9 protein-coding genes are annotated in these 16,443 nt (G+C 45.0%); 3 read left to right on the top strand and 6 right to left on the bottom strand.

Features of this window, described 5'->3' with window-relative positions:
- Nucleotides 1-39: 39 nt before the first annotated feature.
- The 6 genes from T499_RS0106940 to T499_RS0106915 form a co-directional block, all read right to left on the bottom strand.
- Nucleotides 40-1,683: a glycoside hydrolase family 43 protein gene (locus tag T499_RS0106940; RefSeq protein WP_033150355.1), complete on the bottom strand. Its 1,644-nt coding sequence runs from the start codon at nucleotides 1,681-1,683 to the stop codon at nucleotides 40-42.
- A 17-nt stretch (nucleotides 1,684-1,700) separates the two neighbouring features.
- Complete coding sequence (locus T499_RS0106935) at nucleotides 1,701-2,819, bottom strand: alpha/beta hydrolase family protein (RefSeq protein ID WP_033150354.1); 1,119 nt, start codon at nucleotides 2,817-2,819, stop codon at nucleotides 1,701-1,703.
- Nucleotides 2,820-2,830: 11 nt separating this feature from the next.
- The gene (gene axe7A / locus T499_RS0106930; protein ID WP_369793372.1) at nucleotides 2,831-4,150 is read right to left on the bottom strand and encodes an acetyl esterase Axe7A; all 1,320 of its coding nucleotides are present in this window, start codon (nucleotides 4,148-4,150) and stop codon (nucleotides 2,831-2,833) included.
- A gap of 66 nt (nucleotides 4,151-4,216) precedes the next feature.
- The gene (locus T499_RS0106925) at nucleotides 4,217-5,365 is read right to left on the bottom strand and encodes a sialidase family protein (RefSeq protein WP_033150352.1); all 1,149 of its coding nucleotides are present in this window, start codon (nucleotides 5,363-5,365) and stop codon (nucleotides 4,217-4,219) included.
- A 147-nt stretch (nucleotides 5,366-5,512) separates the two neighbouring features.
- Nucleotides 5,513-6,811, bottom strand: coding sequence for a pectinesterase family protein (locus T499_RS0106920; RefSeq protein WP_033150351.1), 1,299 nt, complete (start codon nucleotides 6,809-6,811; stop codon nucleotides 5,513-5,515).
- A gap of 109 nt (nucleotides 6,812-6,920) precedes the next feature.
- Nucleotides 6,921-9,305 carry an AraC family transcriptional regulator gene (locus T499_RS0106915; protein ID WP_084162948.1) on the bottom strand — a complete coding sequence of 795 codons (2,385 nt, stop codon included), beginning with the start codon at nucleotides 9,303-9,305 and terminating at the stop codon, nucleotides 6,921-6,923.
- A gap of 209 nt (nucleotides 9,306-9,514) precedes the next feature.
- Between T499_RS0106915 and T499_RS0106910 the strand changes: the two genes are divergently transcribed.
- The 3 genes from T499_RS0106910 to T499_RS0106900 are packed head-to-tail and all read left to right on the top strand — an operon-like array spanning nucleotide 9,515 to nucleotide 16,434.
- Nucleotides 9,515-12,724: a SusC/RagA family TonB-linked outer membrane protein gene (locus tag T499_RS0106910; RefSeq protein ID WP_033150349.1), complete on the top strand. Its 3,210-nt coding sequence runs from the start codon at nucleotides 9,515-9,517 to the stop codon at nucleotides 12,722-12,724.
- A gap of 23 nt (nucleotides 12,725-12,747) precedes the next feature.
- On the top strand, nucleotides 12,748-14,817 hold the full coding sequence (locus T499_RS0106905; protein WP_084163006.1) for a RagB/SusD family nutrient uptake outer membrane protein: 2,070 nt from the start codon (nucleotides 12,748-12,750) through the stop codon (nucleotides 14,815-14,817).
- Nucleotides 14,818-14,841: 24 nt separating this feature from the next.
- Nucleotides 14,842-16,434, top strand: a complete 1,593-nt coding sequence (locus T499_RS0106900) for a DUF5123 domain-containing protein (RefSeq protein ID WP_052173521.1) — start codon at nucleotides 14,842-14,844, stop codon at nucleotides 16,432-16,434.
- The last annotated feature ends 9 nt before the right edge of the window (nucleotides 16,435-16,443 follow it).

Here is a 16,443-nt window from a genome sequence, read left to right as displayed (position 1 = left end):
CCATAGATACAAGCCCACACCTTATTATATATAAGCACCTTATGGTGTTACCCTAATCCAGTCGGCATCCAGATTGCCACGATCGGATTTAGCATTATCATCTACAGATACATAACCGAACTTAGCGCCAATCCATTTGCCCTCGCGCATCTGGAACTCAGTACCACAGGATTTGAACTTCTTGCCATCCAGACTGTAGGCGAACTTCAACTTAGAGTTATCTACACTCAAACGGAGATAGATATCCATGTGGATAGCTGGTTTGTAATCGATCTTATCCTCGGCTGAGGGTTTTAGGGTTGCTATCAGCTGCTCTGTCTGCGGAGTGCCTTTATCGGCAGCCTTACAGGTGAGTTGCAGCAATTGGAACTGCTTACCCACACGCTTTACTACCAACGCCGAATAGTCGAGGCCCATCATAATAAGTCCGCCCATCTGTCCTTCAGCCTTTGAGGTGAAACGTATCTTGGTGGTTGCCGTAAACTTATCGGCAGGCGTTTTCTGGAGCAACAGATTGGGCACCTCCCAGAAGTTCACGAAGTTATCCGAGAGTTTATAATTATAAATACGATAGGTGCCAAAGGCGGTGGGCATACCGAATTTCTCATCGTAGTTGGCATGCCATTGCCACTGCAGGCCTAACTTGTTACTATTAAACTCATCGCTTTCAACGGGGTTAACCACCGTTTTCGATGAACTCTTGGGTTTCTTGTAGGTTGTTACAGGCTCACCCTTATTACCCATGATGGGCCAACCAGTGCTCCAATCAACGGGATTGAGATGTACCACACGTCCATAGGCTTCCTTATCCTGAAAATGCAAGAACCAATCCTCGCCGTATTTGGTATGTACCCACCCACCCTGATGAGGGCCGTTGATAGTAGTCTTGCCCTGAGCTAATACTATCTTATGCTCATAAGGACCATAAGGGCTGCGACTACGCATGGCCAACTGGAAGCCAGTGGGCACGCCGCCTGCAGGACACATAATCCAGTACCAACCATCGCGCTTGTAGAATTTCGGTCCCTCACAAGTACGATTCTCAGTGCCGTTGCCATCAAAAACAATCACAGGCTGGCCAATGGCACGAGTGCCATCAGCTGATAATTCGCGCACCGTAAGTACCGATGCGAACTTAGAACGACTGTTAGCCCATCCGTTCACCAGATAGCAGCGACCATCCTCGTCCCAAAGCGGCGTGGTATCGATATACCCCTGCCCTTTAATCACACAAACGGGAGCCTCCCACTTGCCGGCAGGATCCTGTGTTTTTACCATATACACACCAAAGTCGGGATCGCCCCAATAGATATAGTACCAACCAGCATGATAGCGAATACTAGGCGCCCAAACGCCTGCACCATGACGAGGCGAACTAAAATGCTCGAGCAAAGCCTCATCGCCCTCGTACAGATTGCCTAATGCATAATTGATAATCTCCCAGTTTACCAAATCCTTGGAGTGCAGGATGGGCAGACCAGGCACGCACTGAAACGACGAAGCCGTCATGTAATAATCCTCGCCGCTGGCACCCACGCACACATCGGGGTCGCTATAATCAGCATTAATCACAGGATTGGTGTAGGTGCCATCGCCATTTTCGGGGCTCCACACCTTCGACACATACTGAGCCGAAGCTAAAAGAGGCAGGCAGACAACTGCCATTAAAATCGTTCTTTTCATATTTTAGTAGTTTCCTTTTATAAGTGTTTCTTGAAGAATTCGAGCACACGCTGCTGGGCTTTCAGACCACAGCTGTGGGGGATATCCCAGAGTTCGGTTTCCAGTTTATCGTCGGCACCCTGACTTTTCCAGGTATTGTGCATGATGGCAAAGGCCTTTTCGACACCTGGCACAGGGAACAGTTTATCCTGTTTACCATTGATAAAGAGCATAGGCTTAGGGCAAGCGATACTAGCCACATGGGGATAATCCATCCAGCGGCGCAAACCTGGGAAACAGTTGGCAAAGCCGCCATTCTCGGTTCGATCGTACTTAAACGACAACTGCTCATCGGCTGTAACCATCCAGCATACCGAAGCACTTACTTTGATGCGATCGCTGAGTGCAGCCAACATCCAGGCACGATAGGCACCCATCGACCAGCCCGTACAACCAATTCTCGAGGCATCTACCTCAGGCATCTGCGCTAAGAACTCGGTACCAGCGATATCGTCGTAAGTCATCCAGGCCGAAAGGTCGATGCCATACAGCATCATATTGCCTGCTATCATATCGTATCGGTCGCGGCGCGGTCCTTCTTTCTGTCCACGTTCTCCCCACATCGGGGCATCGGCCGAGAAAACTACATAGCCCTGCCTGGCCAGATAATCGCCAAAGAACTGGCCTTCGTAACCAGCCAGCCACTCCTCAGCATCTTTCACTACCGCTTTATCCTCACAGGATAGCGGACGTATCATCTTCTCCTTACCTATATATAAATGGGCACCATGATCGTGCAACAGGTTGATGGCTGGGAACGGGCCTTTACCATCGGGAATCAATACATAAGCTGGTACGGTGTAATATTGCGACAAGCGGATCTCAATCTTCTGCGCCTTATAGCCATCGCGCTGTTCCTCGAACAGCACCTTAGTCTGATAGCCATCAGCAGGTGGTGGCGGTGGCATCAGCATGCAGTCAAACACCTTCTGGCGAGCCACCTTCTTCCATTTTGCAAACTTCTTAATGCCACTATTTTCCCAAGCCAAGGGATAATCGAAATGGGCAATTAGCGAGTCGGCATACACAGGCAGATTACGCATAAACTCGAATTTTTCGCGTTTCTGCGCTGAAGCATTAAGACAGCAGAACGCCATCAACGCAAGGATTATTTTACTTGTTTTTTGAGCCATAGCATCTGAGTATAATTTGTTTCTGAAGTAGTCCAATGTTCATTGATAGGTGTAATGAGCGATCCCTTGGGCGCTGTTATCAGGTTCCAGACAATATAGCTGGTAGTTGGCGGACACACATTATCATTATATCCCCAAGTGATATAAACCGGACAGGTAATACGACGGGCAAAGTTTACCACATCGTAATAAGCCATAGTGTTAACCTTTTCGGGAGTGAACATATTCTTCAATCGGTTAAAATGAGGATAGCCACCAGCACGGTTATCCAAGTAGCCGGCCATATCACTTAAAGCAGGATGGTTGGCAACACAGGCTGTTACACGAGGATCGAGACCTGCCGTAACGAGCGAAAGAGCCCCACCCTGACTTCCGCCTTGTACAAAAACATTCTGACCATCCCAATCGGGAAGCGATGTCAGGTAGTCAATAGCTCGCACACATGCCACATAAACATGCTTCATGTAGTAGTTGTCGCGATCGTCGAGCCCATTGGTCAGATAACCGTTTTCGTAATCAAAAGCAGTGGTTATCTCCTTAAACTGCTCATCGGTCATCTCTGGGTTCAGACCATGAATCTCCATCTCCAAACGGATAAATCCGTTCTTAGCATAGAAAGTACTACGCATAGGCTCTTTAATGGTTTTGATACCTGCACCTGGGGGACAGAGCACAACGGGGTACTTACCTGCTTTCTTGGGTTTGGTGAGATAGCCATAGATGCTATGACGGCGATCTGTCTTGATTTTCAGGAGATAGCAATCAAACTCGTCGGTGGTATATTTATCTACCTTATTACAACTTACTGATACAGGCGTTTTGCGGGCCTCATCAAGATTGGCCTTCCAGAAAGCATCGAAATCCTGAGGATTCTTGGTGTAGGGCTTTAACAGCTCAGGCGAGAAGCCCACCTTAACATGATGCTGATACTTGCCATCAACGCTCAGTCGCATATCAAGAAAACCAGGTTTCTTCATCGTCCCCATATCAATCACGGCACGACCATTCTTAAGTGCTACCTTTCCTGATGACGTAGCAGGCATCATATCGGGCCCTATCTCATAAGCCACTTCCACATTTTGTGGCATACCATAAAGGCAGAACGACACCTCGACCTTGGCACGTTCGCCTGTCTTATAGAGCCAGTCGGCGTGATTGGGCACCGTAAGCCACAAATAATCAGCACGATAGGGATAATTCTCGGCCAAAGCAGTAGCCATACTGCCTAACACAAAAAACAATGTAAATAGTAATTTCTTCATTTCTGTAGTTTGTTTGGGTGCAAAGTTAAACAATTATTTTTATTAATTCAAAAAATCGACTACAAAGACAACAAAAAAATGTTACCGTCACGTAAAGCCCTAAAGGGTAACGATAGTACATTCTACATCTTCTTTATTAGTTGAATATCCAATATATAAGTTTTGATGATATGCAATGGCCTTGGGGTAGCTATATCCCAAGGTTTTATATTTTCCCTCATAGCGCCGTGGTGGCAAATCGTTTAGTGAGCCACTACGCAACAAGATGGCCTTATCGAACTTTATGCCATCGTTACTCAAATGCAGCACGAGCGGCCAGCGACGTTTGGCAGGAGCAGGACAGCTAACCATATACGAGGTGCCATCGGGCAGATTGCCCGCACACTGTTTGGTACGTCCATCAGGGAATGTTGTCAGCGTTGGCTTTGTCCAAGTTACTCCCCTATCCTTGCTTTCAGATACCAGTTTGCGGAAGCTACTGCTTTGATCGCGGAATAGCATCACGAAAGTGCCATCGGGACGCAAATACTGACTGGGTTCAATTTCGCGCGAAGTTTTACTAATATCTTCTGATTCGAAATTCCCTTTGCGCCAGCCACTGATGCCTCGCGGATCATCAGTATATACAGGACAGATATGCAATCCTGGCATAAAGTGAGTGGCTCCCACTAAACGTCCATCTGGCAAGCGATAAGGATCTTGTTCCAGTACACCGTTCATCTCGCTGCCGTCTGCCATTCTTACAGGTTTCATGGAACTCCACGAAAGTCCGTCGGTACTGGTTATATAACAAGTCTTTCCGCCTCGTGGCGAAAGTCCTTTCTGCCAAGTATCAATAAAAGCTATAAGGGTGTCGCCGTTAACCAGCCAACCGCCTGATGTGCAATAGCAATCCATGCCAGGTGCAGACAGTACCATGGGCTTGCTCCAAGTATTGCCTTCATCGCTACTGATGCTATAAAGCACACGGGTATCGTCGCTATCCTCATCCTTTGGCGAGCTTTGCCACATGCAATAAAGCTCGCCCTTAAACGCAGCCAATACTACACCGTTAGCATAGTGGTCGGACTGCTCAGTAGCCTTAAATACCGTTACGGTCTTTACGTTAGCAGCCGGTTTTAACCCTACAGTTTCGTGCAGAGTGGTATCGATAATACCATTGGGGATATATGGCATTTGTATCTGTGCTGCAGTATAACTACTGCAAAGCAGTAAAAATGCAATAACAAATTGAACTTTATTTTTCATCTTTTAGTAGTTTGATTGAGTGCAAAGATACACGATTATTTTCAAATTGCAATAGTTTTATCCTTATTTGTTTCTTCTTTAGAAAAAACTTCCTGCTATTTCACAACAACAGGAAGCCATCTTACTTACTTCAATTAACTAATCTAACTATAATCCTATATGAATCTCCGTTTTATTACCGATGTGACCATAATGATTAATAGTACTAACCGTATATAACTGACTATGCTTCTGTGTTATTATTAGATGGTTATCTTTCACGATTCCAACCACTTCATTCTTATCGTTTGTTACCAGATATCCTTTTGCTCCTTTTACCGATTTCCAATGCAGTACGCCTTTTTTATAATAAAGTTTTTCAGGAGCAGGTAATGATTCCATATAACTACGAGGGTTCCAACCATCTGGTGCCAGTATCATATTCTGATAATTATATTTGGCAGCTTCGGAGGTTGTGAGTGTTGTCCGGCTGCTACCAGAATACTTAGCTCCGGTGCTGCGATCGGTATAGGTATAGATAGATTTACGGTGCTCTGTTTCTATCAATTTGCCCTGATTGTCATAACTGCGATATTCGGCAAAAAGATAAGGAATGGTACCCATATCAGTCCAACCTTCAGGGGCAACAGGAATAAGCATCTTGGTGTTAATCCACACGTTTACAGGATTGTTATGCCAAGGACGACCTAATTTCAGTTTTCCATCGGCTGCCTTCTGATTTCCATCCACAATACAGTTTAAGAACGCATAACCATAACGTGCTTTGGTGTGGCATGGTGCGGTAATAATCGATCCGCTACGCACATTGTAAAAGGTAGTTTCTTCAGCAAGAATATCGCCACTACCATAGATGTAGTCAACGGCACCCTCCAGATAGCAGTCCTTAATATAATGGCGATCGGTATCGTTGGTGGTTGTAAACCATGTATCCTGGAAAGACAAGAATCTACAATTGTAGAACGCCATTCTATCGGCAAACGTCCGGATGGCCAATGCTTGCGGACCAGCCTGTTGTCGGGTTCCCCAACTATTCTCAAGGGTGATATTCTCCATATAGAAGTTACTACCCCAGTTATCCATTACTGCATGGTGTTTATAGTTTTCTGATTGGGGATTATTAACAGAATACTCAAATTGCTTGCTATCCTTACCGCCACAATGCATGGTATGACGGATGATGGTACTATTTGCATCTTGTCCGATAAGATGTATATAAGTCTTTTCGGCGGGTATATCCACCAATTCATCATATATACCATTCTTAATAAAAATAAGATATGGACGTGTAGAATGCTCGGGAGCAGCATTTATAGCTGCCTGTACGCTGGTGTAATTTCCACTGCCATCAGAAGCAACAACCATATCGAACACCTTATTGGCTTTATTCTGGCCATAGCCTATAACACTTACCAGTAGCGATAATAAAATTGTTTTAGTACGTTTCATTTTTTGTTTTTAAAGATTTTGATGGCGCAAAGATAGAAAGCCATACAATATTTTAGGTCGACAAAAGTCCTAAAAACTGCATGGCGTATATTTTTCCTCGTTTTCGGGATTATTTTTTACCCTCGGAAAAATCCTTCGGTAAAACTCCTGTTAGTTTCTTAAAGCAGCGACTAAAGTATTTGGGGTCGGAAAAACCACTCTTATAGGCAACATCCGACACACGCATATCGGTAGTAAGTAACAGTTTCTTAGCATAGTTAATACGGGTATTAAGCACATAGTTATTAGGCGAACTATTGAATATGTGCTTCATACGTACAAACAGCACAGTACGGCTCACATACATGGCCTGTGCAATATCGATTACTGATAGATCAGCATTATCGATATTTTTCTCCACATACTCCTTGACACGCGAAGCAAAAAAACGGTCATCTGGACTCAACGTTTCACTCTCCTCGGTTATCTCCTTTACCTCTTCGGTGATAGGGAGCAACTCTTTGATGCGTTCACCCAACAATTCTATCTGTTCCTTGCTGGTAAGTTGTACATTTTTCAGCTCACGCTTTAATCTTCGTACGTATCTGATGGCCGATAATCCACCAATTACAAAGCATGTAATAAGTAACCCATATAACATCCAGGCCCAAGGTGTCTCATTAAAATATGCAGAACGGTGCAGAATAATCGTCTGCTCGTTATCAGTCCAAACGCCATCGCCATTGGTTGATTTGATATGCAATGTGTAATCGCCTGGCGCCAATCGGGCATAATTCAGTTCATTACTTCGGGTATATCGCCACTCACTGTCTATGCCATCCAGTTTATAAGCATACACTATCTCTTCGTTCTTATTATAATCCAATGCCGCAAAGCGAATACTGAAATCTTTCTCATCGGGCGACAGGAATACTTCATGAGCACAATTAAACACAATTCGAGGAACGAAATTACTTTTCTTCATCTCGCTTGGGTTGATGGGTAATATACCTAAAGTGGTACTGAATACGAGCGTTCCATTTGACAGAACTGCAGGTGTTGCCTCCGTAAACAACTCGCCAGCATCCGGAAACAGATTCCAATAGTTAGTGGCTAATCCTGTTTTGGGGTTTAGCATACTTAACGACCCAGCAGACACTATCCACACATTACCATTCCTATCTTCGGTCAACGTCTGGTTCATGTCCGATGAGATACCCTCAGCTACAGAAAAGTGTTGGAATTGTATCGTATCACAGAGAAGTTTATGAGAAATAACGACATCGGTACCACCACCAGAAGTAGTAATATAGATCCGACCAGACTTTGCTTGCAATATTTCGGTAACAAAATTATTACTGATACTATGAACATCGTTAGGTCGACGGTTGTTGATATAGAACACCATCTTTTCGTAGGGATTGTTCAGGGATGTTGTGTATAGTCCGTCGTTAGTACCAAACAACAGCGTACCATCAGGCATCATACTCAAACATCTGCTCTTAAGCCCCTTGTGAGGATACTGTTTCAATACATTTCCACAATGCATAAAACGCGTTTGTCCGTTTGACAGCTGTTCGGCAATGTTCAGTCCGCCACCAAAGGTTGCAATCACAAGTCTGTTCTTTGCATCCTCAGCAATGTCGTATACCGAATTACAATTGATAGAGAAAACATCCTTAGGGTCATTACAGAAATGCTCCACCTGATAGCCTCCATGATGAGGAGTAAGTTTAAACAGTCCATCAGGTTTGGTGCCTATCCACATCCGTCCTTTGCGATCTTTGTAGATGCAATAGGCAGCATATCCAAAAGACGTACGAGTGCTTGAAAGACTACCATTAGCCGTAAGATATTGCGTTTGCTTATTCTTGTTAATCAAACGAATATAGCCGCTCTTATCCGCCACCCACAAGTACCCTTTAACATCAGCATAAAGGGCACTTACCACTTCTTCATGCGGACTATCTTTCAAAGTCATAATGGGTGCTGGAATATCCGATATACGTTCTAAACCACGATGAGAGTTTACCCAAATACCATTTTGCTGGTCTTCCAACAATATACTGAATTCAATATTCTGATATTCCTTGATGTTTTGTATTTTTTGTTTAGCTTTAGCTGTTGGATGATATAAATGGGGCTTCACCTTATTATTATATAAAGTGAATACCGCTGTTTGGGGATTGAAAAGATAGTATTTATCGTTCGACCAACATATAATCTGGTGATCGGCAGTTTCTTCTACATAACTAATGCGGTTTGATTCCAATGGCGAACAGTCGCCAGGACGCGCTTTAAAGGTTTCGAACCGATAGCCGTCATATCGGCGCAATCCATCCCAAGTAGCCAACCATATATATCCGTTGCTATCTTGTATCATGTGTACGACAAGTGCTGATGAAAAACCATCTTCCTCACCAAAGTGCTGAATCTTGGTTTTATGTACTTGGAAAGCCCAACCAGATATAGCCACCAAGCACCATGTCGTTAGTAGTATAATGTATCTTCTCATGTTAAAACTGTTATTTGCCGATACAAAAGTACGAAAAATAAATCATAAAAGTGTATTTTAGTTCTAAAACTGCCGAAATAGGACTTTTTTAACCGTAAAATGTACTTCCTTCACCCTATTGCATACATAGTATGTATAATTTTGCCGCCACTTTTAACTACTACGATTATTTTTAAATCAATCAATTTTAATAACTAAATCAAAAAAGTATGTTTAAACGAACTCTCTTTTCTGTGATTTTCCTGTTAGCCCAATTAATGGCTTTTGCTCAGGGTGGACAGGTAAAAGGTATTGTAAAAGATTCCAATGGCGAACCTGTTATCGGTGCTACCATTACCGAGGCAGGTAATTCCAGGAATGCAACTGTAACTAATTACGAAGGTAACTTTACGTTGAAACTGTCGCCCAAAGGACGTCAGATTGTGATTTCCTATATAGGAATGAAGACGAAGACCTTACGTGTAACAGCAGGTAAACCTATTAATGTTACACTCGAAGAAGATGCCACCACATTGAGCGAAGTAGAAGTGGTAGCAGTAGGTTATGGACAGGCTCGACGCCGTGACTTAACAGGTTCAATATCGTCGGTAGGCGAAAAAACGCTCAAGAATATCCAGACTACCAATGCTGCTTCGGCAATTACAGGTCGTGTGGCAGGTGTTAACGTTGTAACAACCCAGGGATCGCCCGATGCCGATGTTACCATCCGCGTACGTGGTGGTGGTTCAATCACCCAGAACAACGAACCTCTTTATATCGTTGATGGTTTCCAAGCTGGCAGCATTAGCGATATCCCTGTTACCGACATCGAGAGTATCGATGTTTTGAAGGATGCCTCATCTACAGCTATCTACGGTGCCAAGGGTGCCAATGGTGTTGTACTGGTTACCACCAAGAGTGGTCGTGCAGGTAAAACCGAGGTAACCTTTAATGCTTCGATGGGTTTGAACAACTTCTACAACGAGACCGAGGTACTGTCGCCATACGAGTATGTGTACCTACAGCGCGAGCTTGACAATGCCGATAAGGCCAGTTTCTTTGACCGATACGGCCGTTGGGAAGACATCGACATATACAAATCTCGCCAGGGGACCGACTGGCAGAAGAAACTGTTCGACCGTACAGGTATCAAGCAGACCTACAATGTGAATATCAATGGTGGCTCCAAAGATCTTATCTACAGCCTCAGCTATACACGCGATGATGAGAGTTATATTATGGAAGGCTCTAAGTTCAAGCGCGATGCACTGAACACCAAGATAAGCAAGAAGTTCTCGGATAAATTACGTCTTGACTTTAATGCCAAGATGACCTATCGTATTATTGATGGTCCAAGTGTATCGTATGGCAACAAACTGCGCGACTGTGTGAAATATCCACCTGTTAAGACCTTGATTGACCTTGGTATCGACGACTTAGGCGGCGACGACCTCTCGTACGAGAATATCAGCTATCTGCAGGATCCATTCTATAATATTGCCAACGAGTACAAAAAGCAGAAGAACTTTAACAACTCGTACAATCTGGCACTTACATGGGATATTACCAAATGGTTGCAGTGGCGCACAGAAGGTACGTACGGCTTTAGCTACAACCGTCAGGACAACATCTTCTTGGCCAATACTGGTGAGGCAAACGGCCGTTCAGGTATGCCTGTGGCTAAGCGCCAGTATCAGGAGGGCAACAACTGGACTTTCCGTACCATGCTGAACTTTAAAAAGGATTTTGGCAAACACCACACCGATGCCATGATTGGTTTCGAAGGTAACAACTCTGAGTCAGATCGCATGAATATCGAAGCCGACTACTTCCCACTCGACTATACCGTGGATAATATCCTTGCGATGTGGAACAATGGTACATCGGAACCCACCTATACCACTATCAACGAGCCTGGTCGTACGCTGTCGTACTTTGGCCGTGCTAACTATGTGTATGGAGGCAAGTACTACTTTACCTTTACACTGCGTGCCGATGGTACCAACGTATTCTCGCCAGGCAACAAGTGGGGTGTATTCCCTGCAGTGGCAGCTGCTTGGCGCATTACCGACGAGAAATTTATGGCAGGAACACGTGATTGGCTCGACAATCTGAAGCTCCGCTTGAGCCATGGTGTATCGGGTAATGCCCGTGTTGGTAGCTACTGGCGCCAAACCTACAGCCCTGTAACAGCTGTTCGCAACCTGTATTTCCAGAATGAGACTGGTCAGAGCAGTCTGCAGCCCTCAACCGTGTTGCGTAACGACAAACTTACTTGGGAAACCAAGCACTCTACTAACGTAGGTATCGACTTTACTATACTTAAGAAGAAACTCGACGTATCGGTTGATTGGTACAACGATGTAACTAAAGACCTGATTATGTCGGTACAGCTGCCCTCAAACTCTGGTTACAATACCCAGTATCAGAACTTAGGTCAGACCACCAACCGCGGTATCGAGTTCACTGTTAATGCAAATATCATCGACACCAAGGACTTCTACCTGGGCGCCAACTTCAACATCTCGTTCAACAAGAACAAAGTTGACCACTTGTATGGTACCGAGAATGACGAGATGATACTTTCGGGCGGTTCGTTCCCCAGCACAGGTAGTGATAACTACCGAGTATTTGTGGGCGATGAGGTAGGACTGATGTATGGCTATGTTTGTGATGGCTATTATAGTTTCGACGACTTTACCTATAACGAGACCACTCAGCGCTGGGTGCTTAACGAAGGCGTTGTAGATGTAACAGGTGTATTGTCGCGTTCAGGCGCTTGGTTCGGTCCTGGCCATTTGAAGTTGAAAGACTTGGATGGTGATGGCAAGGTAGATGCCGACCACGACCGTAAGGTAATTGGTCGCGCACAGCCCAAGCACACAGGTGGTTTTGGTATCAACATGGGTTGGAAGGGCTTAGACCTCACAGCACTCTTCAACTGGTCGTATGGTAACGATGTACTGAATGTGAACAAGATTGATAACACCTCTTACGATCTCTCAAAGCGTTATCAGAATATGAGTACCGAGATGTCGTTGGCCAACCGTTTCACGGTTATCGACCCTGTTACAGGCTTTAATATCTACAATGGCGAGCATGCCAATCCTGCAAAATTACAGGAGTTGAATCAGGGCAAGACCATGTGGCACCCTCTGATGAACAACAGTATTACTACCGACTGGGCTGTTGAGGATGGTTCGTTCCTGCGTCTGGGTACACTCACACTTGGCTATTCACTGCCTCAGCAGTTGCTGAAGCATGCAGGAATCAAGCGTCTGAGAGTTTATGCCACAGGCACCAACCTGTTCTGCTGGACAAAATATAGCGGACAGGACCCTGAGGTAAACATTTCATCAAACAATATGGTGATGGGTTACGACCGTTCGGCCTATCCTAAGTCACGCTCTTGGGTGTTCGGTCTTAATGTAACATTCTAAATATGTAATAAACAATAATGATTATGAAATACGATATTATAAAATATATGATTGCTGCAGGTGCTCTCTGTGGTTTTACCACCAGTTGCTCCGACTATCTCGACACCGAATCGCCTTCGCAGCAAACCAGTCAGGTTATCTACGAGAACGAGGGTATGGCTCGTGCTGCCATCATGGGTGTTTACAGCGACTTGGCAGGAACTTACGTATATGGACAGAAAATGTCGGTAAACTGGCAGGGTGTCAGCGATATCGAGCTGGCCAGCGGTTATAACAACGACCCCTCGAAGGAGTTGACATCCGATACTGGTGCAGCCAATTTTTATAGCGATTGGTATAACCACACCATCCAGTGGCAGTATATCTTCAAGATGGCCGAGCGTGCCTCAACTGCCGTTGAGGGAATCCGCAACTCTGAGGCTTTCAAGAGTGGCAATAAAGCCATGCAACGCTACTTGGGCGAAGCTCTTGTTTTGCGTTCACTTAGCTATTTTGAACTCGTACGCCGCTGGGGCGACATTCCTTACAAGGAGGGAACATCGGCCAGTGACCTCTCGAATGTATATGCCGGCAAGACCGACCGCGACGAAATCTATTCATATCTGGTACGCGACATGCAGGAGGCCATCGACTATCTGCCATGGCTTGGTGAGGTGTCTGACTACAACTGCGAACGTATTACCAAAGGCTTTGCCAAAGGTTTGTTGGCACGTATCGCCTTGTTTGCAGGCGGTTGGAGTGTACGCGACGGTAATCAGTTTGCCGACGACTCGAATGTAGAGCACTATCCTTCAACGGTTCCAGGTATGGGCGAGATGAACGGTTTCTATGTTGGTCGTCCAAAGAATTGGCGCGACTATTATGCCATTGCCGAGCAGCAGTGTGCGGAGATTATCGGCGACGACCAGAATCCTCACCACCTTGATCCCGATTATGGCGATATCTGGAAAACAGTTTGTCATCTGGATTACAATGCCTATAACGAGAATATGTTCGAGGTAGCCAATGGTATGGGTTATAGCGGCGACATCGGAACACTGATGGGCCGTGAGATGGATGGCAACCTGTTTGGAGCTACTGGTTGGGGTTCTTCGTATGTAAACTCTAACGGCTACTACTTCTACTCATTCACACCATCCGACACCCGTCGCGATTATGCTTGCTACTTCCCCAAGTTCACCAAAGAGAACAACAAGCTTACCGAGACCATGAACGGACGTAACGATATGCTGAATGTTCACTTTGGTAAATGGAGTTATTTTTGGACAAACGATGCCTATAGAGCACTGGCTCAGACCGCCAGCGGCCGTCCCAGCACTGGTATTAACTGGATTCTGATGCGTTATCCCGATGTACTGCTAATGTTTGCCGAAGCACGTTATCAATTAGGAGAGGGCGAAGACACAAAGAACACGATTGCCAAGATGTCGGCTCGCGAAGCTCTAGAAAAGGTTCGTGAACGTGCATTCGGTGCAGGATCGGCTGAGATCAAAAACTACGATAGCGATTTCTTTAACGCCATTGTTAACGAGCGTGCCTGGGAATTTGGCTGCGAGGGCATTCGCAAACTCGACCTGGTTCGTTGGGGATTGCTCGACCAGAAGATTGAGGAGATGAAAGAAGCCCTTGTAAAGATGTACGATGGTACTCAGACGGTAAAAATCTTCGATAAGACTTACGAGCCCAAGGACTTCCCCGAGAAGGTTTACTACAAAATGATTTCGAAGGGTGCAAGCGGCTATCCTGAGGTTGATATTTCGAGCATCAATTTCTATCGTCAGCTCAATGCCAACCCCAATCCCGATACTTATAAAGAACTCTCATGGCTGCGTAAGGAAAACAACGAGACAGATGTTGTGAACCGCTCGGTTAGAATTCTGCTTTGTGCCTCTGGTTTGCGCGCCAACTACGACTACAGCGCTCTGCTCAGCCAGTTGCAGTATGGCTCACAAATTCAGGAGAAACTGCAGACCTATACCATGGGTAATGGTGTATGTAATTATCGCCATCTTTATTCAATCTACTACGACGACATCTATAAGTCGAACGGATACTTAAAGAATTCTTATGGTTACGACCATAGTATTAACTAATTCATTAATTAAGAAAACTATTATATGAGAACAATTAATAAAATTGCTTGCATAGCATGTGCTGCTATTGGCCTTGCATCGTGCAGCGAAGACGCAAACCAGTGGCCTGTAGATGAGAGCTACAGTCACCTATTCCGTACCACCAACCTATCGTTGGTTGAAACCGAACCAACCTCGGTGGTACTGAGCTTTAATGGTGTTACCAGTGCTACCCAGTATGTGTTGGAATTTAGTCTCGACAGTCTGGAATTCAACGAGATTGTCAGAACGGAAGTTATCAAGGCCGACACCTTAACACCTTATAGTACTGGTAAAGTGATGGTACAGAACGAGTACCACAAACTGATAGAGGATTTGTATGGTACAACCACCTATTCTGTACGTTTAAAGGCAATAGACGAGACTACAGGCGATGAGTCAGGCTGGTATGGTGTAAGCTTCAAGACACCTGCCGAACAGATCTTTACCACAGTAACACCAGGTATCAAGGATGTACAGCTGAACTGGGATCCAGAAAAAACGGCTACATACATCAAGTTGGGTACCATTGGTGAGAAGGATACCACATGGATATCAAGCCTCAACATTTCTACTGACATGCAGGAAGCAGGTAGCGGTATGATTGACGGTCTGAACCCTGGCACCAATTATATCGCACAGATATACAACGATACATTCCTGCGTGGTACCTATAAGTTCAAGACCCTAGGTTCTGCAACAGGTCAGACCATTGATGTGGCTGTTGGCGATGATGTTAACGAGTTGCTTGCAGCCGCTACCGATGAGACAGTAACACTGGTATTTAATGGTGGAAATACATACGAGGTTGGAAAAGTATCACTTCCTGAGACCATCAAGAACATCTACTTCTCAGGAAAAATAGTTAATGGTGTTCGGCCTGAATTAAAGATGCCAGCATTTAGTATCAACAGCAGAACTGAGAATATCAACTTCCAGTATGTTGATATCGATGATGAAATGAAGAATGCTTTCTGGTTCGACATGCGTCGTGCCGATGGCTTCGGCAATATCAACTTCGAAGGCTGTATCATTCGTAACATTCCACGCTCACTTGTGTTTGTAAGCAATGGTAACGCCGAGGTTAATAGTATCAACATCAACAATTGTATTGTAAATAACGTGGGTACATCGGGTTATGGCATGATTAATATTGGTGGCGCTAAGAGTGTCGGTACCATATCTATCACCAACTCAACACTTATGGAGATTGGCGACCAGATGATGGACCTGCGCGCACAGGCTGACATGTTTAAGGTCGACCACTGCATCTTCTGTAACTATACCACCAAGCTGCAGAAGTGGATTCTGGCAACCAAAACACCTAAAGAGGCTCAGGTTACCAATATGATATTCTGTGGACCTAATGGTGGACAGAAGATGAACTCCGGTTATGGCGACTACTCAGGCTGGCTCGATTTCTCAGGTTGTTATCTCACAGCCGATTTCCCAGAAAACAGCAAGAAGTTCACAAACGCTATCCGTTTGGAACTGACAAGCGAAGAACTGTTTGAAGACCCACAGAATGGTAACTTCCACCTTAAGAAAGGTGTAATCTTCAAAGGTAAAAAGGTAGCCGGCGATCCTCGTTGGTGGTAGAGAATAGGA

Origin of the sequence: Prevotella sp. RM4 (genome assembly GCF_000701965.1) — a bacterium.
GTDB classification, from domain to species: Bacteria; Bacteroidota; Bacteroidia; order Bacteroidales; family Bacteroidaceae; genus Prevotella; species Prevotella ruminicola.
The sequence above is the reverse complement of the archived record's forward strand: the minus strand, read 5'-3'. Positions and strand labels throughout refer to the sequence as shown.